This is a genomic window from Litchfieldella anticariensis FP35 = DSM 16096 (assembly GCF_000409775.1).
GTDB lineage: Bacteria > Pseudomonadota > Gammaproteobacteria > Pseudomonadales > Halomonadaceae > Litchfieldella > Litchfieldella anticariensis.
Window position 1 is genome coordinate 208,969 of record NZ_KE332392.1, and the last position, 26,670, is coordinate 235,638.

Annotated in this window: 25 protein-coding genes; 4 read left to right on the forward strand and 21 right to left on the reverse strand. The window is 59.9% G+C overall.

Annotated features, from left to right (window positions below; translation table 11 throughout):
• Positions 1-5 precede the first annotated feature (5 nt).
• From L861_RS16525 to L861_RS16545, 5 genes are all read right to left on the reverse strand, one after another.
• Positions 6-491, reverse strand: coding sequence for a cupredoxin domain-containing protein (locus L861_RS16525; RefSeq protein ID WP_016417779.1), 486 nt, complete (start codon positions 489-491; stop codon positions 6-8).
• A 97-nt stretch (positions 492-588) separates the two neighbouring features.
• Complete coding sequence (locus tag L861_RS16530; RefSeq protein WP_016417780.1) at positions 589-2,262, reverse strand: phosphoethanolamine transferase; 1,674 nt, start codon at positions 2,260-2,262, stop codon at positions 589-591.
• Complete coding sequence (locus tag L861_RS16535; protein ID WP_016417781.1) at positions 2,255-3,001, reverse strand: phosphatase PAP2 family protein; 747 nt, start codon at positions 2,999-3,001, stop codon at positions 2,255-2,257. Before L861_RS16535 ends, L861_RS16530 begins: the two co-directional genes overlap by 8 nt.
• A complete protein-coding gene (locus tag L861_RS16540) occupies positions 2,983-3,366 on the reverse strand; it encodes a diacylglycerol kinase (RefSeq protein WP_016417782.1) in 384 nt (127 codons plus the stop codon). Before L861_RS16540 ends, L861_RS16535 begins: the two co-directional genes overlap by 19 nt.
• A 112-nt stretch (positions 3,367-3,478) precedes the next feature.
• Entirely contained in the window at positions 3,479-3,919 is a 441-nt protein-coding gene (locus tag L861_RS16545; RefSeq protein ID WP_016417783.1) for a WD40/YVTN/BNR-like repeat-containing protein, read from the reverse strand.
• A gap of 50 nt (positions 3,920-3,969) precedes the next feature.
• Between L861_RS16545 and L861_RS16550 the strand changes: the two genes are divergently transcribed.
• The 3 genes from L861_RS16550 (at position 3,970) to L861_RS24260 (ending at position 7,123) form a co-directional block, all read left to right on the forward strand.
• Positions 3,970-4,515, forward strand: a complete 546-nt coding sequence (locus L861_RS16550; protein ID WP_016417784.1) for a Spy/CpxP family protein refolding chaperone — start codon at positions 3,970-3,972, stop codon at positions 4,513-4,515.
• Positions 4,516-4,586: 71 nt separating this feature from the next.
• On the forward strand, positions 4,587-6,878 hold the full coding sequence (locus tag L861_RS16555; protein WP_016417785.1) for a heavy metal translocating P-type ATPase: 2,292 nt from the start codon (positions 4,587-4,589) through the stop codon (positions 6,876-6,878).
• Positions 6,875-7,123 carry a DUF2933 domain-containing protein gene (locus tag L861_RS24260; RefSeq protein ID WP_021029216.1) on the forward strand — a complete coding sequence of 83 codons (249 nt, stop codon included), beginning with the start codon at positions 6,875-6,877 and terminating at the stop codon, positions 7,121-7,123. Before L861_RS16555 ends, L861_RS24260 begins: the two co-directional genes overlap by 4 nt.
• A 34-nt stretch (positions 7,124-7,157) precedes the next feature.
• Here L861_RS24260 and L861_RS16560 read toward each other — a convergent pair whose 3' ends face one another.
• From L861_RS16560 to L861_RS16570, 3 genes are read right to left on the reverse strand one after another with little or no spacing between them, the layout of a single operon-like run.
• On the reverse strand, positions 7,158-8,408 hold the full coding sequence (locus L861_RS16560; RefSeq protein WP_016417787.1) for a MerC family mercury resistance protein: 1,251 nt from the start codon (positions 8,406-8,408) through the stop codon (positions 7,158-7,160).
• A 17-nt stretch (positions 8,409-8,425) separates the two neighbouring features.
• Positions 8,426-8,689: an anti-sigma factor family protein gene (locus L861_RS16565; RefSeq protein WP_016417788.1), complete on the reverse strand. Its 264-nt coding sequence runs from the start codon at positions 8,687-8,689 to the stop codon at positions 8,426-8,428.
• A complete protein-coding gene (locus L861_RS16570; protein ID WP_016417789.1) occupies positions 8,686-9,336 on the reverse strand; it encodes an RNA polymerase sigma factor in 651 nt (216 codons plus the stop codon). Before L861_RS16570 ends, L861_RS16565 begins: the two co-directional genes overlap by 4 nt.
• 309 nt (positions 9,337-9,645) lie before the next feature.
• On the opposite strand from L861_RS16570, the gene L861_RS16575 reads away from it, so the two are divergent.
• On the forward strand, positions 9,646-10,437 hold the full coding sequence (locus L861_RS16575) for a methyltransferase domain-containing protein (RefSeq protein WP_016417790.1): 792 nt from the start codon (positions 9,646-9,648) through the stop codon (positions 10,435-10,437).
• A gap of 93 nt (positions 10,438-10,530) precedes the next feature.
• Here the strand turns inward: L861_RS16575 and betT are convergent, their stop codons facing one another.
• The 13 genes from betT to L861_RS16640 form a co-directional block, all read right to left on the reverse strand.
• Positions 10,531-12,579 carry a choline BCCT transporter BetT gene (gene betT, locus L861_RS16580; protein WP_016417791.1) on the reverse strand — a complete coding sequence of 683 codons (2,049 nt, stop codon included), beginning with the start codon at positions 12,577-12,579 and terminating at the stop codon, positions 10,531-10,533.
• Positions 12,580-13,064: 485 nt separating this feature from the next.
• A complete protein-coding gene (locus L861_RS24855) occupies positions 13,065-13,730 on the reverse strand; it encodes a hypothetical protein (protein ID WP_016417792.1) in 666 nt (221 codons plus the stop codon).
• Between the two features lie 122 nt (positions 13,731-13,852).
• The gene (locus tag L861_RS16590) at positions 13,853-14,557 is read right to left on the reverse strand and encodes a response regulator (RefSeq protein WP_016417793.1); all 705 of its coding nucleotides are present in this window, start codon (positions 14,555-14,557) and stop codon (positions 13,853-13,855) included.
• Complete coding sequence (locus L861_RS16595) at positions 14,554-15,984, reverse strand: ATP-binding protein (protein WP_016417794.1); 1,431 nt, start codon at positions 15,982-15,984, stop codon at positions 14,554-14,556. The genes L861_RS16590 and L861_RS16595 overlap by 4 nt, the downstream gene beginning before the upstream one ends.
• Positions 15,985-16,147: 163 nt before the next feature.
• Positions 16,148-17,215 (reverse strand): LacI family DNA-binding transcriptional regulator, encoded by a 1,068-nt coding sequence (locus L861_RS16600; RefSeq protein ID WP_016417795.1) that lies wholly within the window; start codon positions 17,213-17,215, stop codon positions 16,148-16,150.
• Positions 17,216-17,270: 55 nt separating this feature from the next.
• Positions 17,271-18,575 carry an ABC transporter substrate-binding protein gene (locus L861_RS16605; RefSeq protein ID WP_016417796.1) on the reverse strand — a complete coding sequence of 435 codons (1,305 nt, stop codon included), beginning with the start codon at positions 18,573-18,575 and terminating at the stop codon, positions 17,271-17,273.
• 43 nt (positions 18,576-18,618) lie between these two features.
• Positions 18,619-19,725 carry an ABC transporter ATP-binding protein gene (locus tag L861_RS16610; protein ID WP_016417797.1) on the reverse strand — a complete coding sequence of 369 codons (1,107 nt, stop codon included), beginning with the start codon at positions 19,723-19,725 and terminating at the stop codon, positions 18,619-18,621.
• Between the two features lie 49 nt (positions 19,726-19,774).
• Positions 19,775-21,391: an alpha-amylase family glycosyl hydrolase gene (locus tag L861_RS16615; RefSeq protein ID WP_016417798.1), complete on the reverse strand. Its 1,617-nt coding sequence runs from the start codon at positions 21,389-21,391 to the stop codon at positions 19,775-19,777.
• A 65-nt stretch (positions 21,392-21,456) separates the two neighbouring features.
• On the reverse strand, positions 21,457-22,299 hold the full coding sequence (locus L861_RS16620) for a carbohydrate ABC transporter permease (protein WP_016417799.1): 843 nt from the start codon (positions 22,297-22,299) through the stop codon (positions 21,457-21,459).
• A complete protein-coding gene (locus tag L861_RS16625; RefSeq protein WP_016417800.1) occupies positions 22,296-23,270 on the reverse strand; it encodes a carbohydrate ABC transporter permease in 975 nt (324 codons plus the stop codon). Before L861_RS16625 ends, L861_RS16620 begins: the two co-directional genes overlap by 4 nt.
• Positions 23,271-23,284: 14 nt before the next feature.
• A complete protein-coding gene (locus tag L861_RS16630) occupies positions 23,285-24,553 on the reverse strand; it encodes an ABC transporter substrate-binding protein (RefSeq protein WP_016417801.1) in 1,269 nt (422 codons plus the stop codon).
• A gap of 239 nt (positions 24,554-24,792) precedes the next feature.
• Positions 24,793-25,719, reverse strand: coding sequence for a LysO family transporter (locus L861_RS16635; RefSeq protein WP_016417802.1), 927 nt, complete (start codon positions 25,717-25,719; stop codon positions 24,793-24,795).
• 132 nt (positions 25,720-25,851) lie between these two features.
• A complete protein-coding gene (locus L861_RS16640; protein ID WP_016417803.1) occupies positions 25,852-26,526 on the reverse strand; it encodes a hypothetical protein in 675 nt (224 codons plus the stop codon).
• Between the last annotated feature and the right edge of the window lie 144 nt (positions 26,527-26,670).

Sequence of the window (26,670 nt, forward strand, 5' to 3'; positions counted from 1 at the left end):
GGGGATCAGCTCTGGATATTGATGTCTCCCGACATGCCCGATTCGTAGTGACCGGGAATGTTGCAGGCGAATTCCAGATTATCGACGTTTTCGGGCGCGGTCCACACCAGCGTCTCGGTTTCGCCCGGTGCGATGGTCACGGCGGGCATCTGGCCTCCATGATCGCCTTCCGCCATGTCATGACTACCATGACCGCCGTGTCCACCTGATCCCATCTCCTGCATCATCTTACGATGCTCCTCTTGAGCTTGCGCATCGCCGATGACGAACTCGTGTTCCAGGTTGCCGGTATTGGTGATCTCGAATTTCACCGTCTCGCCCGGTTGGACGTCCAGCTTGCCGGGCGTGAACCACATGTCCCCGGCTTCGAAACTGATGGTGCGGTCGATTTGGGCATTGCTCATCTCTCCATGGCCACCTTCATGTTCACCCGCACCCAAGGCAGCAGTGGAGAACACGCCAATGGCCATCGCCAACAGTATCTTACGCATAGGAACCTCTCATGGTTTCGGCAGTGGGGTTCTCCTTTTATAAGTGGCAACCCTGAAACGAGGCTGAAAGTGAACTGACCCCCAATAGTTGGACGGTTCATTCAACCGTGCTGTGTCGCATGACGCAGTCATGGGTCATATCACGCTCGGTTTGAATCACTTTACTCTTTACACCGAGTACGCCCAAAACACTGTGAAAGATGTTGTCGTGGCTTAGTGGCAGGTCGGCGCGGGCCTCCAGGCATTCATGATCCAGACCGACAGATCGGTCGAAGGATGGGGAGGACCACCATATCATCGGCACCCTGGTCTGCTCTGAGGGGGCAATCGAATAAGGTATTCCATGCAGATAGAGGCCATGTTCTCCGAGAGATTCGCCGTGGTCGGAGGCATAGATCAGTGCTGTATCATGATGCTGATGGCTGGCGAGGTAGGCGATGATGCCATCCAGCAAGGCATCGGTATACAGGATCGCATCGTCGTAGCTGTTCACAATCGACTGCCGGGAACATTGGTTCAAGTCGGCGTTGTCACAGGTTGGGGTAAAGGCGCGGAACGTATCGGGATAGCGTCGGTAGTAACTGGGGCCATGGTTGCCTAGCTGGTGCAGTACGATCACGGTATTTCCCGTGAGGTTGTCGGCCTGCTTTTCCACTTCCTCGAGCAGTGCGCCGTCCAGACAGTGTCCATCCGGACATAGCCCGGGGTAGTCCTTGGGCGAGGGCGATAGACTCTTCACTCCATCGCACACCCCCTTGCAGCCGGATTGATTATCCACCCACACGACCTGGAAGCCGGCATGCTTCAGGACATCCAGCAGCGATTCATGGCTCTGGATATAGCGCTTGTCATAGTCGCTCTTGCCTACCGGTGAGAACATGCAGGGCACCGATACCGCGGTACTGGTGCCGCAACTGCTGACATCGGAAAAGTTGATGACACCACTTCGAGCGGCCAGGCGTGGCGTGGTCTGACGTTCGTAGCCGTCGAGTCCCCAGTTGGCGGCACGAGCGCTTTCGCCTACCACCATGACCAGCAACAGCGGCTTGCTGCCCAGGTGCGGGGTTGGTGTCGCATCTTCCCCAATGGTCAGACGCTCGTTGAGGGGTGGGTCGTTGGCCGCTAGGACTTGTCCCATCGATACCAGATAATTGCCAGGCGTTACCAGGAAGCGCAGTTCCTTATTGTTGCGCATCAACGATGACAGGCTTTGGTAGGACACCATCAGCGATATGGCCAGTACGACAATGCCTCCGGCCAGATAGGCGAGTCGGCGACCGATAGCCCTTTTCCAACCATTCTCGGCCAAGCGCACACGCCACAGCAGTAGAGTGGGCGCGATGGCAAAAGCCAGCATGTGGGCCAGGAATCGTGGGGTCAATAACTCACTGGCTTCCTGCCTATCCGTCTGCAGGATGTTTACGATCATGTCGGTATTGAAATAGGTCCCGTAGTAATAGGTGAAAAAGCTCACCGAAGCGGCGATCCACACCAGTACCGTCAGCACCACCTTGACGCTCAAACGATTGATGAACAGCACGAAGACGAGGAACTGCAGGCTGGTCAGCACCAGGGCATAGCCAGCCAATTGCCCCCAGATGGCCGGCGTCAGGAGCGACCGGTCGCCGACTACGCCATGCCAGAACGCCAGGTTATAGAACAGGGTGAAGGCCAGGCAGACCAGTAAGGTCAGGGCTTCCGGCGACAAGGTAAGGGAGAAACGGCAATGTCGTGCCAGCCAGTGGTTGGAGGCAAAGAAACGATTAGACATGTGGAGAACCTTTGAGAGAGACACGCTGCGCGCCAGTGAATGCGGGGAACGGCGGGGAAGCCGGAAGCATCAGTCTTGCCAGGATGAAGCTGATCGACAGGCACAGCATCAGAGTCCAGAGGTCGTGGGACAGGAAATGGGCACCACGCAATTGCTGAGTGATACCGAATACCAGACCCATGACGGTGCCTAGCCCGAGTCCGGCCCAACGCCAGCGGGGTATGGTGGCGTCAAGGAAGAAATACAGTGCTAGCCAGGCATACCCGGCGCTGGCATGGCCGGCGGGAAAGCAGGCTGTGTCCGGCATCGTGGTCGGGCGAGGATCGAACAAGCCGATGAAGGGAGTGTCACCGCCATAGCGGACGAGATCCCAAGGGCATTCCATGCTCACCAGGTGCTTGATAACCGATACGGTCAGTGTCGATGCCGTCACTGCCAGGAATAGATAGGTCAACGGTCGGCGCCAGGTGCGTAGTGAGGGAAGCAGAAAACTGCCGATCAGGGCCATGATGACGCCGCCACCCATGAATTGACTCATGAGTCGGCCGCCACGATGAAGGATGTTTTCAGTAAGGAAAGCATCGCGCAGGGCCCAGTGATCTCCCTGCAAGTGATAGAGTGCATCGGCCAGGTGGAAGTCCACGTCGAGCCAGCGTCCTGCCAGCATCACCGCGAGGAAACCGCACAGCATCCAGAGCACTGCCGAGAGGTTGTGTGGTGTCAGCTCAGCAAGACGCATGCCCAACTCCCTCCCGACAGCAGCAGGCTGACCATTACCGCCGCCGAGCCCAAGTCCTTGGCACGCCCGCTTAACGGGTGATGTTCCATACCTATACGGTCGACCGTTGCTTCGATAGCGGAGTTGAGTAACTCAACGACGATCACCAACAGCATGGAGGCCCACAGCAAGGCACGTTCAACCCCTTCCAGGTCGAGCACCATGGTGATGGGGAACAGGCATGACAGCGCAACGAGTTCCTGACGAATGGCCGCTTCGTAACGCCATGCGGCCAAGAGACCGGCCCATGAATGTCTGACGGCATGAAACAGGCGTGTAAGGCCTGTTCTCTTGTGCGTCTGTATGGAGGGATCGAGTGATGACATGCCTGGTAACTCCTCTTGGGTCAGGCATGCCAGTGTCGATAGTTAGGCTTAAGTGCTGCTTAACGCGGGGAAAATGCTTACAGCGCCTTCCAATTCCTGCCGCCGTTCTCGCTCATGAGAACCCTGCTGCGTTGGTCCACCCCAACGAGCCGTTCCCCATCGTTGGGGGCGATGGCGAGGTGCAACAGATAGTCTTCCCCCAGTCGTCGCTAAGCACCTGCCAGTCGCGCGATTCCTCAGTGGTGTGCAGCAGGCCTAGCCCAGGCATGAAGGCATAGAGATCGCCTCCGGCAGTGGCGGTAACCACGCTGGTGGGGCGACGTTCGGGGTTTGCCTGGCGCCAGTGTTTGCCACCGTCGGGGCTCATCAGCAGTCCTGTCTGAGTGGCGGCATAGAGATGATCCGCGTTGCGTGAGGAAGCCGCCAGACCGATCAGGCCTTCCGGGGTCGGGCCCTGGATCTCCCATACATGACCACCATCGCGGCTGACCTGCAAACAACCGTGATAGGCGCCACAGCATCGTATCTTGATGCAGGTCAAGCGACGGATCATGTCCGTGGACTATCGTCATGACAGGTTCTTCGCTCACCAGGAGAGTCATCATGAGCATTCGTCGACACAAGATCGCACTGGGGCTGATAGTGGCATTGGGTGTAGGCACTACAGGGCTTGCCGTTGCCCAAGGCATGACCGGAGACACAATGGGCCCCAGCATGATGGGCGGCCAGCAAGGCATGGGCCCGGGGATGATGATGGGGCCGGGCATGATGGGCGGCATGATGCCGTGCCCGATGATGGGCGGTGCCGGCATGAGCACGTCTGGTGGTGCCATGCCAAACGATCTAACGCCCAAGCAACACGAGGAAATGCGTCGGCTCATGCATGAGCACCGGCCTGCACAGTTCGAGCGCATGGGAGAAATGATGAACCTGCGCGATGACCTGATGGCCCGGATGAGTGAGCCCCGCCCCGATCCAGAAGAAATTCGGGCCTTGCACGATCGCGTGGCCGACCTGCAAGGCGAGATGTTGAGCGAGCGGATGCGACTTCACAATGCCATGCATGACCTGTTGACCGAAGCGCAGCGCGAGCGCTTGCAGGAAGCCCCGGTGCCGCCGGCCGGTGACGGCCATTCCGAGCATCACTGACGTCGAGCGTTGTTGTCGTGGCGGCGGGCAAAGCCTGCCGCCGCTTTCCTGTTGATGAGGAGCGCCGCCAGATGGCAACCGCAGCAGATCCCCAAGAATTTGAGCTGACGGTACCTGGCATGGGGAGCGATCACTGTGCGGGTATCGTGCGACAGACCCTTAAACGTCTTCCCGGCATAGGCGATATTCATACCAATATCGCTAGCCATCGTGTCTCGGTAACCGTCCAGCCGGGCGGGCCTGATGTCGATGCCTTGCGTCGAGCGGTGGAGGGTGCCGGCTATGATGTGGCGGCAGTTCGCGGTGCCGAAGAGGCGGAGGATACCGACTCAGATGTAAAGGTCGAGGAGACTTACCTAGCCACAGCGCGTAAGCGGCTGTGGATCGCCGGTGTCCCCACGGCACTGATCATGGTCTTGATGATGCCTCACATGTTTTGGCAGCCGATTCCGGGTTACTTGGCAATCATCGCCATCCTCGCTTTCCCGGTGGTGTTCCTTTACGGTGGGGCGGCGACCCACAAGGCTTCATGGCGGTCGCTGACCAACCGTACCTTCAACATGGATGTGTTGATCTCCCTAGGAAGCTTGCCACCCTATCTGATCGGCTTGGTCGGCTTCGTCTACCCGATGACCTCGTTCATCGAGATGGCCGCCACCATCATGACCTTCCACCTGCTCGGGCGTTACCTCGAGGCTCTGGCCAAGGGACGTGCCTCCCAGGCCATTCGCCGCCTACTGACTCTGGGTGCCAAGACGGCGCGGGTGGAGCGTGACGGTGAGGAGGTCGAGATAGCAGTCAAGGAACTCGCTCCCGGCGACATTATGATCGTGCGCCCCGGCGACAAGGTACCTACCGACGGCGAAGTGATCGAGGGGGAAAGCCATCTCGATGAATCGATCGCCACCGGTGAGTCGGTGCCGGTGTACAAGGGCGTCGGTGACAGCGTGATCGGTGCGACCATCAACAAGGAGGGCAGGCTACGGGTCAAGGCTACCCGGGTCGGTGGCGAGACATTCCTTGCCCAGGTGGTGCGTCTGATCGATCAGGCCCAAGGTTCGCGGGTACCGATCCAGGAGTTCGCAGACCGCATGACCGGGCGTTTCGTGCCGCTGGTGATCTTGATTTCCCTCGCCAGCTTGATGGGTTGGCTGATCGTGCCAGATGCTCTGCGCCCGATCCTCGACTGGGGCGCCACCTTCCTACCCTGGGTGAACCCCGAGGCGGCCGTACCGGTACTGGCGATACTCGCCGCGATTGCCGTACTGGTCATTGCCTGCCCCTGTGCCTTGGGCCTGGCTACGCCGACAGCGCTGATGGTTGGCTCGGGCATAGGCGCCGAGCACGGTATCCTGATTCGATCTGGCGAAGCGATCCAGACCTTCAAGGACGTCAAGGTGATGGTGCTCGACAAGACCGGCACCATCACTCGTGGAGAACCGAAACTGACGGACGTCGTGCCTGCAGAGGGTATCGACGAGTCAAGGCTGTTGACGCTGGCGGCAAGCGTGGAAAATGCCTCGGAGCATCCTATTGCCCGTGCCATTGTCGAGGGGGCAAGGGCACACGGTATTCGTCCCATCGAGGTGAGTGAGTTCCGCTCCACCGGGGCGCGTGGCGTCGTCGGCCTGGTGGAGGGCGAGCGTGTGCTGATTGGTAATCGCCGCCTGCTGGAGGAAGACGGTGTCACCGGCCTGGAGGCGCTGGAGGACAAGCTGCAGCGTCTCGAGTCGCGTGGGCGCACCGCCGTGATCGTGTCGTCCTCTGGTCGTGCGCAGGGCATCGTGGCCGTGGCCGATACCCTCAAGGAAGAGTCAATGGAGGCAATTCGTGGCATGCACGCGCTGGGCCTGCATGTGGTGATGATCACCGGCGACAACGAGCGTGCCGCACGCGCGGTGGCCGATGAAGTTGGCATCGACGAAGTGCAGGCTGGCGTGCTGCCCGAGGGCAAGATCGACGCCATCCGTGCCTTGCAGGAGAGGTATGGCCCCCATGTGGCCATGGTCGGCGATGGCATCAACGACGCCCCGGCGCTGAAACAAGCCAATGTCGGCATCGCCATTGGTGCAGGGGCTGACGTCGCCATCGAGGCGGCGGACGTGACCCTGGTACGCGGCGAGCTGACCGGCGTAGTGGATGCCATGCACCTCTCCCGTGCCACCTTCAGCAAGATCGTGCAGAACCTGCTCTGGGCCAGTGCCTACAACGTGGCGGCGATTCCCATTGCCGCTGTTGGCTTGTTGCATCCAATGATTGGGGTCATCGCCATGACTACCAGCTCGCTGTCGGTGATCGGCAACTCGTTGCTGCTCAAACGGCGCTATGCTCGCCTACAGCCCAGAGGAGGAAGAGCCTCATGAGTCGACATCATTCTCCAGATAGCTCGTCTACGAATGGCGGGTCACCGAAGGGCCCACATGGAGGGTTCTGGCATTCGACCATGGGGATCGTCTGCCTGGTACTCATGAGCGGTGCTGTCGCACTGCTGATGTGGCGAAGTCATACGTCGCTCACCAATAGTTGGTGGCTGCTGCTGCCATTGGTATTGTGTGTCGGCATGCATCTATTGATGCACCGTGGGCATGGCCATCGCAAGGAGGATTGAGGCTCATGCAACGGTAGGATCGATGCCGTGCAGCTCAATGTTTTGCCAAGTTCGGGGGAGACGCGGTGGGCTTGAGACCTAACACCCGAGCCTCTTGGCGCCGCCGTCGATATAGGTCCCAGCCGGTGGCGGCGACCAGCAGCAGGAAGCCGACCAGTTCGATCAGAATGTGGTAGTCGACGAACAAGGTATATAGCAGGATGCCCGTGGCAATGACGCCCACCACGGTCGGGCCAAGGCTTCGGTGGCGGCGCATGCCGGCGGTGATCGCTGCCAGCGTAAGCAGCACGAAAAGCGCAATGGCAGTGGCCCAGGCACCTTCGTTCAGGCTCAAGCCGAGACCCAGCAAGGGCAGCAGCGCCACCACGGCCAAGGTGCCATAGCAGGTCAGCAGAGCCATGAGCAAGGCGGCCATACCCGCCAGGCTACGACGATGGATAGCTGCCAGCCAGCGTCGCGGGTCGAGGTGTCGCAACCAGCGCTTTAGCGGTGGTGGTGCTACCGGGCTGCGGCGCATGCTGAGTTCGATGGAGTGAGCGCCGAAGCTAGCGGCAATTTCCTGGGTTTGCGCGCTGGGGCTGTGGGCGAAATAGTCGAGTGTGCGCAGTATCCGGATGTCCTCGAATCCAGCGTCATGGAACAGCGTTAGCAGATCCTCTTTTACCGTGGCGCCGACCACGCATTCGACCCATAGGCGTGGGTCGTCATGGCAGTCCACCGAGACTGGGCGATGGATGACCACATCGGCGAGTTGCAGCCGTCCCTTAGGGCGCAGTACCCGGAACATCTCGGCCACCGCACGGCGCTTGTCCGGCACCAGGTTCAAGGCGCCGTTGCTAGTGATGCTGTCCACGCTGGCGTCGGCCAGCGGCAAGCGCTCCGCTGAAGCCTGGATAACACTGATGTTGTCGATGCTGTGCTCATCGATGCTGGCCTTTAACTTGCGGGCCATGGCATGTGTCAGATCCAGGGCAATCACATGCCCCTTAGGGCCGACTAGCCGACTGGCGATCAGGCTATCGATGCCGGCGCCGGACCCGATATCCAGGACCCTGTCGCCCTGCTGTATCGCTTCGGCACGAAAGGGATAGCCGACCCCGGCGAAGGATTCCACGAGCGACTTGGGAAGGTCGTCGATACGTTCCGGCGGATAGCCCAGCAAGCGACACGCCGAACCACCGACGGGAAAGTGGAAGGGCGAGGTGGGCGAGTCGGCCACGGCGGTGTACATTCCTTGGACCGCCGCGAAGATCTGCTGCCGGGAATAGCCGAGTATGGCGACCATGCACGTCTCCTCGTCGGTCAGTTCGTGGAATTCGTTTCGTCGGTGTCGAATCGGTCGAGCAGATCCTTGACCCGCCGACGTAAACGCTGCGGGGCTTGCACACTGACGGATTTCTCGACCTTGGCCCGCAAGCGCTTTTCGAACTCCGCACGGGAGAAGCAGTCACGGCAGCGCTCGAGGTGGCGCTCGATATCGGCCCTATGCTGGCTGCTCACTTCTCGATCGAGGTAATCGAAAAGCTGCTCGATGACTTCCTCGCAGGTCAGTTCTCTTCTGGTCATGATGGCTTTCCCTCCGTGCCACGGCAGTCGACCGTGAAGCCGGCTTCCCTGGCCTGCTTCCAGAGCACCTTCTGCAGCATCGCTCGGCCCCGGCTCAAGCGGGAACGTACCGTACCCAGCGGTATCCCGAGCAATTCGGCCACTTCACCGTACGTACAGCCCTGCACCTCCACGAACACAACGATCACTCGATACGGATCCGGCAGGGCATCCAGTGCCTGCTGCAAGTCATCTTGCAGGAGTTCGTTGAGAAAACGGTCTTCGGTGCTGCCCCACCACAACAGAAACGGTTGGTGAAGTTGCTGGAATAGCGAGAAATGGGTCGCATCGAGATCGTCCGGCTCGCAGTTATCAGGGTCGTCTGCCAGCTTCGGCCTACATTGCCGACGGCGCCATTCGTTGATGAACGTATTGTTCAGGATATGGAACAGCCAGCCCTCGAAGCGCTCGGGATCGCGCAGTTCGTCCAACTTTGTCCAGGCCTTGCCGATCGACTCGGCAACGATGTCCTCGGCATCGTCGGGGTGGCGTGTCAGGCGCAGTGCCGTGCCGTAGAGGCGATCCATCAGGCGTTCGATCTCATGCTCGAACCACTGACGCCGGCGTTGCCGGGATAGGCCATCGCCCGAAGAAGAAGATGCAGACATCGTCGCCCTCGAATCGCCTGGCTGAGGATCCCGGTCTGTGCCGGGTGAAGACAGCCTATGGTTCCTGAAAGAAACCAACGCTTCCTTATTGAGCATGGGTCATCCCCGTGTGGTGGGCAATTCGGGACATGTAGACGTCCTGGCCCGAAGAAGCCGCCCTCCATCGCCAGGACGCAGCCGGGAGCGAAATGGTTCCCGGTGCGCCCGCGAAAAAATCGGGAACATTTGTGACTCGCCGCGCGTCCTGGCGGCACACGGTTCCGGTACACCGTGAAAAACCACGAACAAGCAGAGAAGGAGGACAGACCCATGGCTATTGCAGCACGTGAACAGGATTCGGCGCTGGACCGTTTGGACCTCGAGCGTCAGGTCAAGGAGATGTATCGGCAGGTCGCGGAGCAGCCGAGAGGAGAATTTCATTTCGAGATGGGGCGTGGCCTGGCCGAGCGGCTAGGGTATTCGCCCAAGGACCTGGACCGGATTCCCGCCGAGGCGATCGACTCTTTCGCCGGAGTGGGGAATTTCTTCGACCTGGCGGCCATTGTCCCAGGCGAAGTGGTGTTGGACCTGGGCAGTGGCTCAGGAATGGATACTTTCCTCGCCGCGCTCAAGGTGGGCCCCGAAGGACATGTTTTGGGCTTGGACATGACCGAAGCCCAACGCCTCAAGGCCCAGCGCCTGGCCAGGGAGTCGGGATTCGAGACGGCCGAGTTCCATGCCGGCTACATCGAAGAGTTGCCTTTCAAGGATGCCAGCGTCGATGTGGTGATCAGCAACGGCGTGATCAATCTCTCGGCAGACAAGCCGCGTGTCTTCCACGAGGTGGCTCGGGTGTTGCGCGCCGGTGGGAGGCTAGCAATCGCCGATATCGTCACCGAATCACCCTTGCCCGAGCAGGTAAAGTGCAATGCTACCCTGTGGGCGGCCTGCATCGGTGGTGCCATCCAGCAGGACGACTATCGCGCGGCGATCGAAAGCGCGGGGTTGCGTGTCCAGACCGTTCGCGAACACCCGGAATACCGCTTCCTGACCGAGTCGGCCCAAGGGGCCAGCCGCACCTACGGCGTCAAGAGCATTTCCCTGCTGGCGATTAAGTCTTAGACCCCCAACGATCCAGGTCACTGAAAGGAGCATGAACGACAACGGCGGCCCCTGTCAGGGCCGCCGTCGTATTTGAGGATCATAGCGCTTGAATCAGGAAGGTGTGCCGAGTGCTTCCGCTTCGCCAATGGAGCCGGGCATGGCATGCACCGCGCCGTTCTGGGTGCTTAGTGCCAGGAAGTGAATGTGGCGTTCGTACTCGGCTAGTACGTCACTGATCACCTGGCCACGGGTGTAGCCGTTGAGATCCTGACCGAGTCCGCCCTCGGTGAGATAGACATCCAAGCGCAAGTAGTAATCGTCGTTCATCGGCAAGAAGCTCGGTGCACGCATGCGATGCGGGCGCACCTGGTAAACGAAGTTCTGGGCATTGTCGAACTCCACCTGCAGCGTCAGGCGTGGCAGCGGCTCGCCTTCGACCTGCTCCTCGCTGACGTTGGCCGTCTGGCCACGGCTTTCGAGTTCCTCGGCGAACTGGGTCAGGGCCGGACGAATCGAGTGCTCAATGACGGCGGCAGCCCCGGCACGGCTGGAGGTATCCAGTGCGCGGTCGAGGCGTTCGCGCCAGTCGCCACCCGGTGCGGTGCCAGTGATCCGGCGACGGGCGTTGGCCTTATCGTCTTCCATACGCAAGGCACGATAGGTGCCGGCCATGATAGCGAAGATCACCACTGAGAACGGCAGTGCAGTGATGACCACCGCACTTTGCAAGGCGGATAGGCCGCCGGCCATCAGCAGCGCGATGGTGACCAAGCCGATCACTGCCGACCAGAAGATACGCAGCCTGATCGGTGCGTCATGATTGACGTCGGAAAGGATCGAAGTGAAGTTGGCCAGTACCAGCGCGCCAGAATCCGCCGACGTCACGAAGAACACGATACCCAGGATGGTAACCACGCCTGCAGTGGCGATGGCCCAGGGGTAGTGTTCGAGCAGGGTGTACATGGTGGTCTGGGGCGTGTTCAGGGCCTGTTGACCGAGTTCGATGACACCCTGGTTGGCGACCAGTTCGATGCCGCTGTTACCGAACACCGACATCCAGATCATCATGAAAGCCAACGGGATGCCCAAGGCACCAGCGACGAATTCGCGGATGGTACGGCCACGTGAAATACGTGCCAGGAACAGGCCGACGAACGGGGTCCAGGCGATCCACCAGCCCCAGAAGAAGATGGTCCACCACCCCTTCCATTCATTGGCTTCGGCGCCGGCATAGGCATAGGTGTCGAAGCTCTTGGCGATGAAGCCCGAGAAATAGTCGCCGATGTTATTGACCGCCATGTCGAGCAGCTTCAGGGTCTGGCCCTGGAACAGCACGAACAGCAGCAATGCCACAGCCAGCAGCATGTTGAATTCCGACAGGCGACGAATGCCTTTGTCGACACCACTGACCACCGAGATGGTGGCGATTACCATGACCAGAGCGATAAGGATGATCTGGACCGACAAGCTCTCAGGCACGTCGAACATGTAGTTCAGCCCGTAGTTGAGCTGCATGACCCCGATGCCCAAGCTGGTGGCGATACCGAACACGGTGGAGACAACCGCGGTGATGTCCACGGTGTGCCCGATCGGGCCGTAGATGCGCTTACCCAGCAGTGGATAGAGTGCACTGCGGATCGACAGTGGCAGGCGATGGCGATAGCTGAAGTAGGCCAGTGCCATACCCATCAGCACATAGAGCCCCCAGCCGGACAGCCCCCAGTGAAAGAACGTTTGAACCACTGCAGCGCGCATTGCTGCCTGGCTTTCCGGCACGAGGTCCGGCGGTGCCAGATAGTGAGAGAGTGGCTCGGCGACACTGAAAAATAGCAGGTCGATGCCGATACCTGCGGCGAACAGCATCGCCGACCATGAGAGCAAGGAGAACTCTGGCCGTGAATGATCCGGGCCGAGGCGGATACTACCGAAACGTGACATGCCAATGGCGATGACGAAGACCAGGTATGCCACCACCGCCAGCATGTAATACCAGCCAAAGGTTTCGCTGACCCAAGCCAGGGCGGCATCGAAGAAGGCGCCGGCCTGCTCGGTGAAGGTCATGGTGATTACGAGAAAAACGAGAATGCCGGCAACCGAGCCGTGGAATACGGCAGGATTGAGTCGATCTCGTCTTGTAGGCACAGCATTGTCATGCGCCATGGGGTTGACTCCCTTGTGTTGTTGATATTCGTTTCGCGCCTCGGGGCGGTGCGACATATCGGGCTGCCCGCATGAGACGGGGAGCGCCGAGAAGTGAGGGCGTCCTGAGTGTCACTCGTTAGTTGCTGTTATTTTGATTGAATGAGCAATCAAAATAACGTCAACGGCAACCCTTGCCTAGGCCCTGGTGAAGGGATGTCGCAATAAGACACGAAACACGGATTCGATACCTGGGGTATCTTGATGACGGTGGCATCATACTGGTCAGGCTTGCCTGGGAGCGGCATTGCCATGGAGTGTATTGTCACCGTATAAGTAATTTTTATTAATTAATCGTTCAAGTAAAATACGCACTTCTTGATCGAAGTTCAACTGTGGCTTGCCAACGAACCGTCGAGGCATGAAAAAGCCCGGCTTCCAGAGCCGGGCAAACAGGGTGCGACAGGGACGAGCTCGGCAGCGTATTTCACTGCCGAAGCCAACTATCAGGCGTCGTCGTCATGCTGGCTGGGGCCATGCTTGTCATGCGGCATTCCATGGTGGCCCACGCGAGGATGGCCGTGGTGCGGCCGCATGGTGTCGCGAAGCTCGGCCATCTGCTCGTCGCTGAGGATCTCGGACAGGGCGGCGCGGTGCTCGTCACGCAGCTCCAGCCAAGCGGCGCGCTTGTCTTCACGGTTGTCGAATTCCTGTTCGTGGAGTTCGCGAGCGTCGACCAACATCGCTTCACGGGCGTCATGCAGTGCCTGCCGTTCGGCTTCATCGAGCCCCCAATTATCAACCAAAGCATCCAAGCGTTCCTGCATCGCCTGACGACGTTCGGCATGGCGCTCCTCGTGCATCTCGCGCTTGGCGGTGTGCAGGGCCTGTTGCTGCTCTTCGCTAAGGATATCGTTCATTCGTTCGCGATGCTGTTCGCGCAACTGGTGCTGGGCTTCACGATGCTCGACATGGGCCTCTTCCAGAGCGGTGCGAGTGGCGTCATCGAGACCCGCACGATCATAGAGTGCCTGGCGTTGTTCCTGATGGCGTTCACTCCATGGATGACGCGGGCCTTCGTCGGGGGCGGCAATGGCGGCAAGGGTCAGTGGTGCGATAGCAACCGCCAGCAGGGCCGGCATCAGCAATTTGCGTGTACTCAGTCGGATCATGGCAAGACGCTCCTTGTGGTCTCTGTGTCGAGGCTTGCAGTCTCGCCAAGTCTTGTGCATCGAGGATGCATAGAGCGTGCAACCACTAGGTAAACGTGTGCACGTTCCCTGCACGTTCGAGTTCACTCCTCCGGCTGGTACTTGTAGCCCACGCCGTAGACCGAGCGGATGATCTCTCGCTCAGGCCAAACATCGCTGATCTTTCTGCGCAGTTTCTTGATATGGCTGTCGACGGTGCGCTCGGAGACGATGCGGTGATCGCGATACATATGATCCATCAACTGGTCGCGCGAGAAAATGCGCCCTGGTGCACTCATCATCACCTTGAGGAGTTGGAATTCCACAGCCGTTAGCCCTAGGTCGTGGCCGTCGGCCAGCGCTCGCCAACCGTCCTCATCTAGCACCAGGGGAGCCCCGGCATCAGGAACACTCTCACCGTTGAGGGCACGGCTGCGGCGTAACACCGTCTTGACCCGGGCGACGACTTCACGGGGGCTGAATGGTTTGCAGATGTAGTCATCGGCCCCCAGTTCCAGACCCAACAGACGGTCTACCTCCTCGACCCGTGCAGTGAGCATGATCACCGGCAGTCGTGGCCAACGCTCGCGAATCAGACGGCAGAGTGTCAGGCCATCGGTACCGGGCAGCATCAAGTCGAGTAGCACCAGCTCGGGACGTTGCTCGTCCAACCAGGGCATGACGTCGTCGCCATGCTCCAGATGGTGGGATCGAAAGCCGCTGCCGGTCAGATAATCGGCCACCAGTCGGGCTATCTTGGGCTCGTCCTCGACGATCAGGATGATGCCATCGGTATCGTTGCCGCTCATGCCATATTCTCCCTGGCCAATGGAAACTCGAGTGTCCAGCATAACCCGCCCAGCGACGAGTGTGACGGTCGCATACGCCCGCTATGGGCCTTGACCAGTGCAGTGGCAATGGAAAGCCCCAAGCCGCTGCCGCCGCTTCTGCGATTGCGTGAGCCTTCGACTCGGTATAGTCGTTCAGTGAGATGAGGGAGTCCTCTGCTGGGAACGCCGGGCGCGCTGTCCTCCCAGATGATTCGAACATGCTGGTTATCGAGTTCAAGACGGACCTTCAGATAGCCTGGAGCATCGGTGTAGGCGCAGGTATTGTCGAGCAGGATATTCCATAGCTGGCGTAGGCGCTGGGTATCGCCGCGTATCGGTGCCGATGGCGGGATATCCATCTCCAATGCGATATCGCTGTCGCGCAACCAACCTTTGGCATCATCCAGTCGCCCGCGCAGCGACTCGGCCAGGTTCAGCGGGGCCAGCGACACTTCCAGGGCGCCAGCATCGCTCTGTGCCAGCAGCCGCAGGTCGGCGACCAAGCGTTCAAGCTGGCCGACCTCTTGAGATAGCGAATGCAAGTTATCTTCGTTCATGGGGCGAATGCCATCTTGCATGGCTTCGATCTCACCACGTAGCACCGCCAATGGCGTGCGCAGTTCGTGTGCGATATCCGATACCCAGCGTTGGCGTGCCTCGCGATTGGCTTCCAGGGTCGCGGCCAGCACATTGAAATCGTAGGACAACCGCGACAGTTCATCCTGTCCATGCTCGGCCAGGCGAATGCTGTAATCACCTTCGGTAAGGCGTCGGGTGGCCAATGCCATACTCTGGGTACGACGGCCCAACCACCAGGACAGTCCGCCGGCGAGCAGCAACGATGCCAGTGCTAGCGAGCCGACGATGATGGAGAGGTTGCGCTGTTGACGGGCCAGGAAGATACGATCCATACGTGCCATCAACTGTTGAGGGGGGCGGTAGCCCAAGGCACCGACCTGCTGGCCGTTACTGATGATGGGTAGCCAATTCAACTCAGGCGGCTCCTGGCCATCCTCGGGCAGTATCGGTGGTGGCAGCCCGATCACCGGCAGGCCATCGGCATCGTGCAGCACAAAGTCGCTGGGGTCGCCGAGACGACGATCGATGCCTTCGGGGGGAGGCCCCTCTCCTGGCCACAGTTGTTGGCGTACCAGCCGATGCCACTCCCGCCTTGATTCACGCAACCACTGCCAGTCGCCGCGCCGCTGCCATTCCTCGCCGAGCCCCTCGGCCAGCGTCTTGGCGCGGTTGATCTGAGTCGTTTCAAGATAGTCGATGAAACCCTGGTCGAGACTACGCGACACCCCCAGGAACACCAATCCCGAGATCACGACATTAACCACCAGAATGATCAGGAACAGCTTGATGCCCAAGCGGGATATGGCCAGGTGAGACAAGTGCTTCATGGTGTCTCCATGGTAAGGGAAATATCGCTAGCCGGGACAGGCGCAGAGACTCCTGCACAGCTTCCTCCTTGGGGATGCAGGCATTGGTCATGAAACGTGCAAGAACGGTGCAACTCAGAGGTCGGAGAAACACGGGCAAGTGCAGTCAGTTTTCAGTCAGAACCTAAGGACAGCTTTCGCCGATTAACAACTCAGTAGTCAACAGTTTCTGCTCACGAGACGCCAGACCAAGAATCATCTTGGCGGCGAGACGTCCCTTTTCCACGCTGTCCTGGCGCACCGTGGTCAGGCGGGGGGCACGGTACTGGCCTTCGGCAATGCCGTCGAAACCCGTCAGACGGAGATCCCCGGGGACACGCAGTCCTCGCTGCTCGGCCAGGGTGAGGGCAGTCAAGGCAATACGATCAGACATGCACAACAGCAAGTCAGGTCGTTCGTCGTCGGGCAGGTCGAGAATCTCCTCGATGACTGGGGCACATACCTCATGGGTATTCTCTTCGACATTCCATATCGGCACCTGGGCGGGGTCAATGCCGTGCTCCTCGAAGGCTCGATAAAAGCCAGCCAGTCGTGAGCGGGTGATGGAACGCTCGGCCGGCAACAGTTCATATTTTTCGGTGATGGGCCCGTTACACGGTTGTTTGGTAAGACGCAGGCTGATCACCGCCGGACGTTGGGGTGGGGTCTTGAGGGCATGGCAGGCAATGGCATAACTAGCCGGTTCATTGTCGATATGCACCGTAGGGTAGCCTTCGGGAGTGAAGTCCACCGCCACCAAAGGACGCTGGGCAGGCAGGTCGGCGAGCAACATCATGTTCGGTGGCATCAGACCGTAGGCAATGAAACCGTCGGCCATACTCGAAGAACCGGGTGCCTGAGAGATGTGCTGTCGGCCCGACAGCAACAGCAAGGTATGGCCGTGGACGTCGAGTACTTCGGCGATGCCGGAAAGCAGCTCGCTGGCCACTGCATCATTCAAGCTGTAGGTCAGGCTTTCGGCGAGCACCACGGCAATGATTCGCGAACGCCCGGTGCGCAGACTGCGAGCCTTGGCGTCGGGGCCGGTATAACCCAGACGCCTGGCTTCGCTGAGAATACGCTCGCGCAGTTTGGGCGAGAGCTGGTCAGGCCGATTGAAGGCGTTGGAGATGCTGGCGGTGGATACACCAAGCTCGGCAGCCAGATCCTTGAGCGTGATGCGGCGTGGCGGTGGGGTCACGTTCGTTTCCATGCTAAGCAATCCAGCATCAAGCATACCGCTCCGGCTGCCGGGGCGATAGGGCGATTTACCAACCGCGACGGCCGAGACGCTTGAGTTCCGAATCCAGTTGCCGAACTGCACTGGCAGCATCGATGTCGCCAGAGAGGACTTGGTGGGTGCGGTTGAAGAAGGCGTTGGAGACCCGCGCATAGGCGTCTCCGGTAACCGAAGCGGGGCGCGGCACGCCATTAGCCAGGGTTTCGTAGAGGCCTCTCATGGAGGGGTTGCTGGCTAGCACTTCCTCGTCTTGGTAGAGCGATTCAATGGTCGGGTTCATGCCCATAACGATGGCATGTGCCTTCTGCTGCGGCTTGGCAGTCATGTAGGCGACCAGGTCGGCGGCCAGTTCAGGATGCTCGGAATAGCGCGACACGGCAAAGTTCCAGCCGCCCAGGGTCGAGCGCGATTCGCCGTCGGGGCCGTGCGGCAGTGTCGCCATGCCGACCTTGCCACGCACCGAGCTGCCTTCACTCTGGGCCAACGACCAGACATAGGGCCAGTTACGCAGGAACAGGGCATTGCCGGACTGGAAGACGCCACGGGTCTCTTCCTCGGTGTGGTTGAGAGTGCCTTCCGGCGAGATGTCGCCGATCCACGAGGCGGCAAGCTCCAAGGCGGCGATGGCCTTGGGATTGTCGATGGTGACTTCCCCCTCGGCATCGACGAGGGTGCCGCCGCCATGACTTGCCACCCATTCCAAGGCATTGCAGGTCAGGCCTTCATAGGCACGACCTTGGAATATATAACCCCAGAAGTCGTTGTTGCCTGCTGCGCGTTCAGCGGCCTGGATCTCGCGGGCAACCTCGGTCAGCTGCTGCCAGGTTTCGGGCACCTCATGGCCGTACTTCTCGAGTAGGTCCTTACGGTAATAAAGCAATCCGGCATCAGTGTACCAGGGCATGGCCACCAGACGTCCGTCGATGGTGTTGTTGTCGACCAATGCTGGGAAGAAACCGTCGGTGGCATCCTCGGGTAGGTAGTCGCCCAGATCCACCAAGTGGTCGTCGAGCAGGCCGGGCCAGACGATATCGATCATCAGCACATCGACGTCGCTGGATTGACTGCTGAGCAGTTGCTGATAGAGCGACAGCTTCTCGGTGGTGGCGTTGGGGGTGGAGATGACGTTGACCTGATGGCCGGTCTGTTCGGCCCATTGTCGGGCGAGCACCGGGCAGTAGTCGGCTGCATCACCGGATCCGCAGGCGATGGAGATTTCTTCAGCCTGAACCCCATGGACCATGAGCACCGAGCTAGTTAGAAGAAACGTGCTGGCGCCACCCTTGAGCAGACGGCGAGTGGCCGATAAGGAGCGAGTCGATACAAGAGGCATTGGCGAATTCCCTCTATTGTGATTGTTGGAGAGCTGGGTGCTTTTAGGCGGCCTGGCTTTGCTTGGCGAGCGCTAGGGCCTTGTCGTTGCCATCGAACAGATGAACGTGTTCGAGCTCCGGCACCAGGGCTACGCGCTGGCCGACCTTCCAGCGACTCGGTGCCTCACTGCGGTGGATCAACAGGGTGTCGCCTGCCTTGGGCTCGAGATAGACGTATACCTCGTTGCCCAGATACTCGACGTTGACGATCTCGAAGCTATTATTGCCCTCCGCTTCGGCCAGGCGCAGATGCTCGGGACGCACACCCAGGGTCAAACCGGCGCCAGGACGTTGATCGTCACCGCTTTGGGGCAGGGCCAATTCACCGAGGCCCGGCGCGCGCACCTGGCAGCCGCTGGCTGAGCCTTCCATCAACTCAGCCGGCATGAAATTCATGGTCGGTGAGCCGATGAAACCGGCAACGAATTTGGTCGCAGGCTGCTGATAGAGCGTATGAGGGCTGCCGACTTGCTCGACGCGACCGTCGCGCAGCACCACGATCTTGTCGGCCAGTGTCATGGCCTCGACCTGGTCGTGGGTGACATAGACCATGGTGGAGCCCAGGCGATGGTGCAGGCGGGCGATCTCGTTGCGCATTTGTACACGCAGTGAGGCGTCAAGGTTGGAAAGGGGCTCGTCGAACAGCAGGATACGTGGTTCACGGGCCATGGCGCGGCCCATGGCGACACGTTGACGCTGGCCACCGGAGAGTTCCTTGGGCTTGCGATGCAACAGTTCCTCTAGCTGCAGGATACGCGCCGTTGCCATCACCCGTTCATCGATGGTTTCCTTGGCGGTCTTGGCCAGTTTGAGGCCGAAGGCCATGTTCTCGTAGACCGTCATGTGCGGGTAGAGAGCATAGGACTGGAACACCATGCCCACGCCGCGTTCACGCGGTGGCAGGTCATTGACCACCTGCTCGCCGATCCTGAGTTCTCCGCCGCTGATCGATTCCAGGCCGGCGATCAAGCGCAGCAGGGTCGACTTGCCGCAGCCCGAGGGCCCAACGAAGACTACGAATTCGCCTTCGCCGACGCTGAGGTCGACATCTTTGATGATATGGGTGCTGCCGAATACCTTGTTAATCTTTTCCAGGGTCACGCTTGCCATCTTGCGACTCCTTGCCGGCCTTTCCAGGCCGGCCTCGTTGTGTGTTGTGTCATCGCCCGAGCTGGAAGTAGGCGGCTTGATAAGGTGGCAGTGTCAGTGTTCCGTCAACGAGTTCGGTCTGGAATCCGTGTCCGTCGAGCGGCTGACCATGCTCCGGTAGCCGGGTGCGCCGGGTCTCACTGCCGAGGTTGAATATGCACAGCAGACGCTCGCCATGGCCCTCGCGAATGAAGCCGAGCAACTCCTCGCCGACATCGACCAGGGTCAGATCGCCGTCGAACAAAGCGGGATGGGTTTGGCGGAAGGCCAGCAGGCGACGAGTGGTGTTGAGCATGGAGGCAGCGTCGTCCTGCTGGGCCTCGACCGCCAGTGACAGATGGCGTTTCTCCACCGGCAGCCAGGGCGCTACGCTGGAGAAGCCTCCATGCTCATCACGGGTCCAAGGCATAGGCGTACGGCAGCCATCGCGGCCCTTGAACTCCGGCCACAGTACCTTGCCGTAGGGATCCTGAATGCGCTCATAGGGAACATTGGCTTCGGGTAGGCCCAGTTCCTCCCCCTGATAGAGACACACGCTGCCACGCAGTGACAGCAACAGGGCCAGTGCTACCTTGGGGTAGGCGATCGGGTCCTCGTCCACGCCCCAGCGGGTGGCGCTTCTGACCACGTCATGGTTGGACAGTGCCCAGCATGGCCAGGCATCGCCGGCCAGGCGTTGGAAACGCTCTAGCACCTCGCGGATATAGCTGGGCGAGTGCGGCTCGTTGAGCAGGTCGAAGGTGTAGGCCATGTGCAGCTTGTCGCCACCGGCGGTGTACTCGGCCATACGTTCGAGCGGGTTGTCGTCGCCGATCTCGCCCACCGTGGTGGTGCCGGGGAATTCGTCCATCAGTGCGCGCAGGTGCTGGAGGAAGTCGAGGTTCTCCGGGCGGCTCAAATCATAGATATGACGCTGCCAGGTATAGGGATTGGCATCCGGCGCACCGAGTGTCTTGGCTTCGCCCTTGGGAACTGGTGGATTGTCGCGCAACTCCTGATCATGGAAGTAGAAGTTGACGGTATCCAGGCGGAAGCCATCGACACCCAGTTCCAGCCAGAAGCGCATGTTGTCGAGCTGCGCGGCCCTTACCTGAGGATTGTGGAAGTTGAGGTCCGGTTGGCTGGTCAGGAAGTTATGCAAGTAGTACTGACGGCGCCGCGAGTCGAAGGTCCATGCCGAGCCGCCGAAGATCGACAGCCAGTTGTTGGGCGGTGTGCCATCGGGCTTGGGGTCGGCCCACACGTACCAGTCGGCCTTGGAGTTGTAGCGATCGGTGCGGCTTTCCTGGAACCAGGGATGCTGGTCCGAGGTGTGACTGATCACTTGGTCGATGATCACCTTCAGCCCTAAAGCATGGGCACGGTCAAGCAGCGTCTTGAAGTCCTCAAGGGTACCGAACATCGGATCGACGTCACGGTAGTTGCTGATGTCGTAGCCGAAGTCGAGCATCGGTGAGGTGAAGAACGGCGATAGCCAGATGCCATCCACGCCCAAGCTAGCGACGTAGTCCAGCTTCTCGGTGACCCCGGGCAGGTCGCCGATGCCATCGTTGTTAGCGTCCATGAAGCTGCGTGGATAGATCTGATAGATGATGCCGCCGCGCCACCAGAAGGTACTGTCTTGCATTGAAAGGATCCTTGAGTCAATTAAACGCTACCGGAGTCTCGGTGTCGGGGCTTGTCAGGAGGTTGTCAGCCCTTGACCGCACCAGCGGTAAGGCCGGAAACGATGCGCCGCTGGAAGATCATCACCAGCACCACCAACGGCACGGTGACAGTGACAGAAGCGGCCATGATCGGCCCCCAGGGCAACTCGTGCTGGCTGCCACCGGAGATCAGGGCGATGGCCACCGGCACGGTGCGTTGGCTGTCAGTGAGGGTGAAGGTCAGGGCGAACAGGAATTCGTTCCAGGCGGCGATGAAGGCCAGCAGCCCGGTGGTGGCCATTGCCGGCCACATCAGCGGCAGGAACACCTTGGTGATGGTCACCCAAGGGGTGGCGCCATCCATGATCGCCGCCTCCTCGAGTTCCATGGGCAGCTGGCGCATGAAGGTGGTCAGCACCCACACCGTGAAGGGCAGGGTGAAGATGGTGTAGCTGAGGATCAGGCCACCAGGATTGTTGTACAGGTTCAGCGAACGGATCACTTCGAACAGGCCGGAGAGTACCGCTACCTGGGGAAACATCGATACGCCGAGGATCACCAGCATGACCGTGGTGCGGCCACGGAAGCGTACCCGGCCCAGGGCGTAGGAGGCGGTGATGCCAAGCAACAGGGCGATGAACACTACGCTCAGCGAGACCACGATGGAATTGACGATGGCACGCACGAAGCTCTTCTGGGTGAAGATCTGCACGTAGTTGGTGAAGTCCAGCGACGACAGCCAGAAGTCGACGCGGAACAACTCGCTCGAAGGTTTCAGCGAAGTGATCACGGCGTAATAGAAGGGGAAGATGGCATAGACCATCACCACCGCGATCAAGGCATAGAGACCGACACGCTTGGCAAGCTTGATGAGCTGATACTGGTTCATTGGTCGACTCCCAGTTGACGGCGACCCAGATAGAGGTAGATCACGGTGGCCAGGGCGATGATCAGGAATAGCATGGTGGAAGCGGCGCTGCCGTAGCCCACGTCCTGGAACTCGACCAGTTGCTGGCGGGCATAGATCGACATGGTCATGGTGCTGGTGGAGTTGGATGTCAGCACATAGATCACGTCGAATACGCGTAATGCATCGAGCAGGCGGAAGATCACTGCCACCAGCAAGGCTGGGGTGATCAACGGCAGGGTAACGCGGAAGAACACCTTGACCGGGTGAATGCCATCGACCTCGGCGGCTTCGTAGCAGTCCTTGGGCAGCATTTGCAGCGCCGCCAATACCAACAGGGCGACGAAGGGGATGGTCTTCCATACGTCGACCATTATCACTGCCCACATGGAGTAGGTGGCGCTGGCGGTCCAGGGAATGGGCGAGTCGATGATGCCCAGCGCCATCAGCAGGTGGTTGATGATCCCGAACTGGTCGTTGAGCATCCAGGCCCACATCTTGGCCGAAACGATGGTGGGAATGGCCCAGGGAATCAGCACCGCCGCGCGTACCAGCATGCGTCCCTTGAACTCGGCATTGAGCAACAGGGCGACGATGATGCCGAATACCACCTCTAGCGATACCGAGACGACGCTGAAGAACAGCGTATTCCACACTGAGCGCCACCACACCGGATCGGTGAGCAGGCCGTACCAGGCGCCGTCGTCATAGACCAGATAGTTCTCGAAACCGATGAACAGCGCGCCTGTGGTATCCGATAGCGAAGCATCGGTGAAACTGAAGTAGAACGTCCGTAACAGGGGCCAGCCAGCCACCAGGGCCAGGGCGAACAGCATCGGGGCGAGAAATGTCCAGGCGGCACGGACACGCTGACGACGAACCTTGGTACCGCGGTAGCCTGCCTGACGGGGGCGCACCTCTTGGGGTGCGCCTTCAGTTGCTGGGATCGACATGGAAGCCTCCTGGGTTACCAACGACGACGCTTGATCCGTGATAGCTCGCTATTCAGCGCGGCGACAGCCTCGGCTCCGCTCTGGTTGCCAGAGAGCACGTTATGGACGGCGTTGAAGAAGCTGTTGCTGACACGGCCATAGTTGTCGCCGGTGGGGGCGGAAGGGCGTGCCACGGCATTGGTGAAAGTGTCATAGAGAGTGCCGAAGAAGGGCACGGCCTCGAGTACTTCCTGATCCTGATACAGGCTTTCCAGGGTGGGATTGTAGGAGGCTTCGATGGCACGGCGCTTCTGTTCCTCTTCCGAGGTCAAGAAGGCCACCAGGTCGGCGGCGAGATCAGGATTTTCGCTGTACTTGGAGACGGCAAGGTTCCAGCCGCCGAGGGTGGCAGCGCTTTCCCCCTCGCTACCATGTGGCAGCTTGACCACCCCCACCTTGCCACTTACCTCGCTGTCTTCGCTTTGCGCCAGCGACCAGGCATAGGGCCAGTTGCGCATGAATACCGCATTGCCGGATTGGAAAATACCGCGGGCTTCTTCCTCGGTATAGTTGAGTACGCCTTCCGGGGCGATCTTGCCGATCCAGGAGGCAGCCAAGTCAAGGGCCTCGACAGCCTGCTCGTTGTCGATAGTGATCTCGCCTTCGGTGTCGACGATGCTGCCGCCTCCGTGACTTGCTACCCACTCCAGGGCATTACAGGTCAGCCCTTCGTAGGCGCGGCCCTGGAAGACATAGCCCCACATCTTGTCATTGCCGTTCTCACGCTCGGCTGCCTGGATCTCGCGTGCGATGGTGGTCATTTCTTCCCAGGTCTGGGGAACGTCATGGCCATATTTTTCGAGCAGATCCTGGCGGTAATAGAGAACCCCTGCATCGGTGAACCACGGCATGGCCACCAGGCGACCATCGATGGTGTTGTTGGCAACGATGGCCTCGAAGTGGCCGGCAGCGGCATCTGCGCCAAGAGTCTCGCTCAGGTCGAGCAAGTGATTGGCCAAAAGTCCTGGCCATACGACATCGATCTGCATCACATCGATGTCGCTGGATTGGGCGGATAGGATCTGCTGATAGAGCGACAGTCGCTCGGTCGAGGAGTTGGGGGTGGAGACGACATCGACGCGGTGGCCGGTCTGTTCTTCCCAGGCTCGTACACCTTCCTGGCATAGCTTCAGTTCGGCCCCCACGGCACCGCAGGAGATGGTCAGTTCAGCGGCTTGGGCCTGGCCGATGGTGGCGATAGCGGTGCTGGCCAGAGCGATAGAGGGGATCAGTTTCTTGAGCATGGAGTGGCTTCCTCGTCGGCTTGTTGTTATCGGCGGCGGTAAGTGCTGCACAAAATGCATTCTTAAACGATTAAGATCGTGAATACACAGTTAGCCGCTTGATGGGGCTGACTTCAACCTAGACTTTAGGATAATGGCTACGGGCTACGGGCTACGGGCTACGGGCTACGGCAGTGGCAATCGCAAACGAATCGCGCAGCAAGCTGCGCTCCCACGAAGAAGGAGCTGCCACAAGGCTGCTACAGGGAAAGAAAGAATAGGATCAGTGGCGGAGAAAGCAACGAGAGGATGAAGCCGCTGACCACCGCCACCGGAACACAAGCTACGCCGCCGTGCTGCTGGATCACCGGCAACGTGAAGTCCATGGAGGTGGCACCGCCGTAGCCAATGGCCAATGGTGTGGCGCGATGGATCGTTAGTGGGATCAGCAGGAAGGCCAGCAGTTCTCGGGCCAGGTCATTGAAGAAGGCCACCCCCCCGAGCACGGGGCCGAGTTGGTCCCCGATCAGGATCCCCGATAACGAATACCAGCCGAAGCCGGCAGCCATCGCCAGGCCTTGGTTCCAAGAGAGCGACAGGAGCGGAGCGGCTAGCAATCCTGCCAGTAGTGAGCTGATCGCTACCGTGATGGCGATCGCCAGTCCGTGGTGATTGAGCAGGATCTGCTTGAGCGGCATGCCGGAGTTGCGAAGTTGGCAGCCGATCAAGGCCAACAGGGCATACAACACGATTTCAGCCAGTGTCTCGGCGCCAGCATGCCATTCGTTCATGGCCAGCCAGCCGAGCGCTACGCCGACAATCACTCCGAGAGCCACGACGCCGAGTAGCGTCAACGAGCCCAGCATGGCAGCGAGCTTGCTGGTTGGCGCCCCTTCCACTACCGGCGAGGTTCCGGCGCGCAGTGCGCTGCGTCGCGCCAGCCACCATAAGGCCAACAAGTTGCAGGCGGCAGTGATGGCGAACAGCAATGCCGCCTGCCCCCCCATACGTGAGAGTTGCCGGCCGAGATCATCGAGGGCGGCCAGGCTGATCCCCATCAGCAGCAGAATGAGGTAAATCGACCCATTGACCGAACGATTGACAAGATTCATCAGTGAAGCGCGACGTACCGGCACCAGATAGCCGAGAATCAGTGGCAGTAGAACGATCAGGATTCCAGTCAGCATCGTGGCTCCAGTGGCGGGTGGACCGTCATGGCCGCCTCGTGTGGCCACGGTTGCCGACGATAAGCGAAAAACGATATGAGAGGAAATGCTTTTCCCTGATAGGGCATCAGCCAAGCTAATGGCCGACAGGGGTTATTCCGGTAGTGTGAGCTCTGTCAATGTCAGGCGGCTCTTGCGCTTTCCATCGCGACGGTAGTCGAAGGCCAGTAACAGGCCGGGTAGTTCGGGATGAAAGCTGAAGACCAATTGGCGTTCGGGGTGTTCGGGATCCCAGGCCTCGACGGTCACGGCATCGAATTCACCGGCCGGCAATGTCAGTTCGCCACGCTCGACAATGCGATAGCGCAGCACTTCCTCGCGCCCTTTATGATCCTGGTAGCGTAGCTCGCACGGTGACTGGTCCGTATTGCACAGGGCTTGTACCGCTTGGCGCGATAGATCGAATAGTGCTGCCTGGCGGTCGGGAAGATCAGCAAGGTCATCGTGTCCCAACCGATACTTGTCGCCGATACCTAGCAATGAGTAGCCACTGTGGTAGGCAGTGGCACGAATGCCGTCATCGTTGATCCGGAAGCGGCTGCTCTCATTGCCGCGGGCCATGGAGATGGCCGCGTTCATATCACTCTGCCAGTGTGGTCCGTGACGCGACAGCCGATGGTTGATGCGAGCATTGGGCCAGCCGTCGACTTCCAGGCGATAGCTGGCGGCGAAAGGGCGAGGGGCGGTCGGCTCACGGGCCATGGCAGTGCTCACTAGCATTGAGGTGATCGTGATACCTAGCAGGAAGGTTCGCAGCACAGGAAGCATGGACGTCTCCACCGTATCGAGACAAACACTCCCGCTGTGATGGAGTGTCACGGCCAAAGGTTCCCCCGTGCACATTCATTGCGCGATCGATAGGCTCGGCTACGCTATGGCTTACCATCCTTGGACGCATTGGTTGCGGCGATT

Bases quoted from the DNA above. Each gene is read 5' to 3' on its own strand.
- L861_RS16525 (WP_016417779.1), bottom strand. From the start codon at position 491: ATGCGTAAGATACTGTTGGCGATGGCCATTGGCGTGTTCTCCACTGCT.
- L861_RS16530 (WP_016417780.1), bottom strand. From the start codon at position 2,262: ATGTCTAATCGTTTCTTTGCCTCCAACCACTGGCTGGCACGACATTGC.
- L861_RS16535 (WP_016417781.1), bottom strand. From the start codon at position 3,001: ATGCGTCTTGCTGAGCTGACACCACACAACCTCTCGGCAGTGCTCTGG.
- L861_RS16540 (WP_016417782.1), bottom strand. From the start codon at position 3,366: ATGTCATCACTCGATCCCTCCATACAGACGCACAAGAGAACAGGCCTT.
- L861_RS16545 (WP_016417783.1), bottom strand. From the start codon at position 3,919: ATGATCCGTCGCTTGACCTGCATCAAGATACGATGCTGTGGCGCCTAT.
- L861_RS16550 (WP_016417784.1), top strand. From the start codon at position 3,970: ATGAGCATTCGTCGACACAAGATCGCACTGGGGCTGATAGTGGCATTG.
- L861_RS16555 (WP_016417785.1), top strand. From the start codon at position 4,587: ATGGCAACCGCAGCAGATCCCCAAGAATTTGAGCTGACGGTACCTGGC.
- L861_RS24260 (WP_021029216.1), top strand. From the start codon at position 6,875: ATGAGTCGACATCATTCTCCAGATAGCTCGTCTACGAATGGCGGGTCA.
- L861_RS16560 (WP_016417787.1), bottom strand. From the start codon at position 8,408: ATGGTCGCCATACTCGGCTATTCCCGGCAGCAGATCTTCGCGGCGGTC.
- L861_RS16565 (WP_016417788.1), bottom strand. From the start codon at position 8,689: ATGACCAGAAGAGAACTGACCTGCGAGGAAGTCATCGAGCAGCTTTTC.
- L861_RS16570 (WP_016417789.1), bottom strand. From the start codon at position 9,336: ATGTCTGCATCTTCTTCTTCGGGCGATGGCCTATCCCGGCAACGCCGG.
- L861_RS16575 (WP_016417790.1), top strand. From the start codon at position 9,646: ATGGCTATTGCAGCACGTGAACAGGATTCGGCGCTGGACCGTTTGGAC.
- betT (WP_016417791.1), bottom strand. From the start codon at position 12,579: ATGGCGCATGACAATGCTGTGCCTACAAGACGAGATCGACTCAATCCT.
- L861_RS24855 (WP_016417792.1), bottom strand. From the start codon at position 13,730: ATGATCCGACTGAGTACACGCAAATTGCTGATGCCGGCCCTGCTGGCG.
- L861_RS16590 (WP_016417793.1), bottom strand. From the start codon at position 14,557: ATGAGCGGCAACGATACCGATGGCATCATCCTGATCGTCGAGGACGAG.
- L861_RS16595 (WP_016417794.1), bottom strand. From the start codon at position 15,984: ATGAAGCACTTGTCTCACCTGGCCATATCCCGCTTGGGCATCAAGCTG.
- L861_RS16600 (WP_016417795.1), bottom strand. From the start codon at position 17,215: ATGGAAACGAACGTGACCCCACCGCCACGCCGCATCACGCTCAAGGAT.
- L861_RS16605 (WP_016417796.1), bottom strand. From the start codon at position 18,575: ATGCCTCTTGTATCGACTCGCTCCTTATCGGCCACTCGCCGTCTGCTC.
- L861_RS16610 (WP_016417797.1), bottom strand. From the start codon at position 19,725: ATGGCAAGCGTGACCCTGGAAAAGATTAACAAGGTATTCGGCAGCACC.
- L861_RS16615 (WP_016417798.1), bottom strand. From the start codon at position 21,391: ATGCAAGACAGTACCTTCTGGTGGCGCGGCGGCATCATCTATCAGATC.
- L861_RS16620 (WP_016417799.1), bottom strand. From the start codon at position 22,299: ATGAACCAGTATCAGCTCATCAAGCTTGCCAAGCGTGTCGGTCTCTAT.
- L861_RS16625 (WP_016417800.1), bottom strand. From the start codon at position 23,270: ATGTCGATCCCAGCAACTGAAGGCGCACCCCAAGAGGTGCGCCCCCGT.
- L861_RS16630 (WP_016417801.1), bottom strand. From the start codon at position 24,553: ATGCTCAAGAAACTGATCCCCTCTATCGCTCTGGCCAGCACCGCTATC.
- L861_RS16635 (WP_016417802.1), bottom strand. From the start codon at position 25,719: ATGCTGACTGGAATCCTGATCGTTCTACTGCCACTGATTCTCGGCTAT.
- L861_RS16640 (WP_016417803.1), bottom strand. From the start codon at position 26,526: ATGCTTCCTGTGCTGCGAACCTTCCTGCTAGGTATCACGATCACCTCA.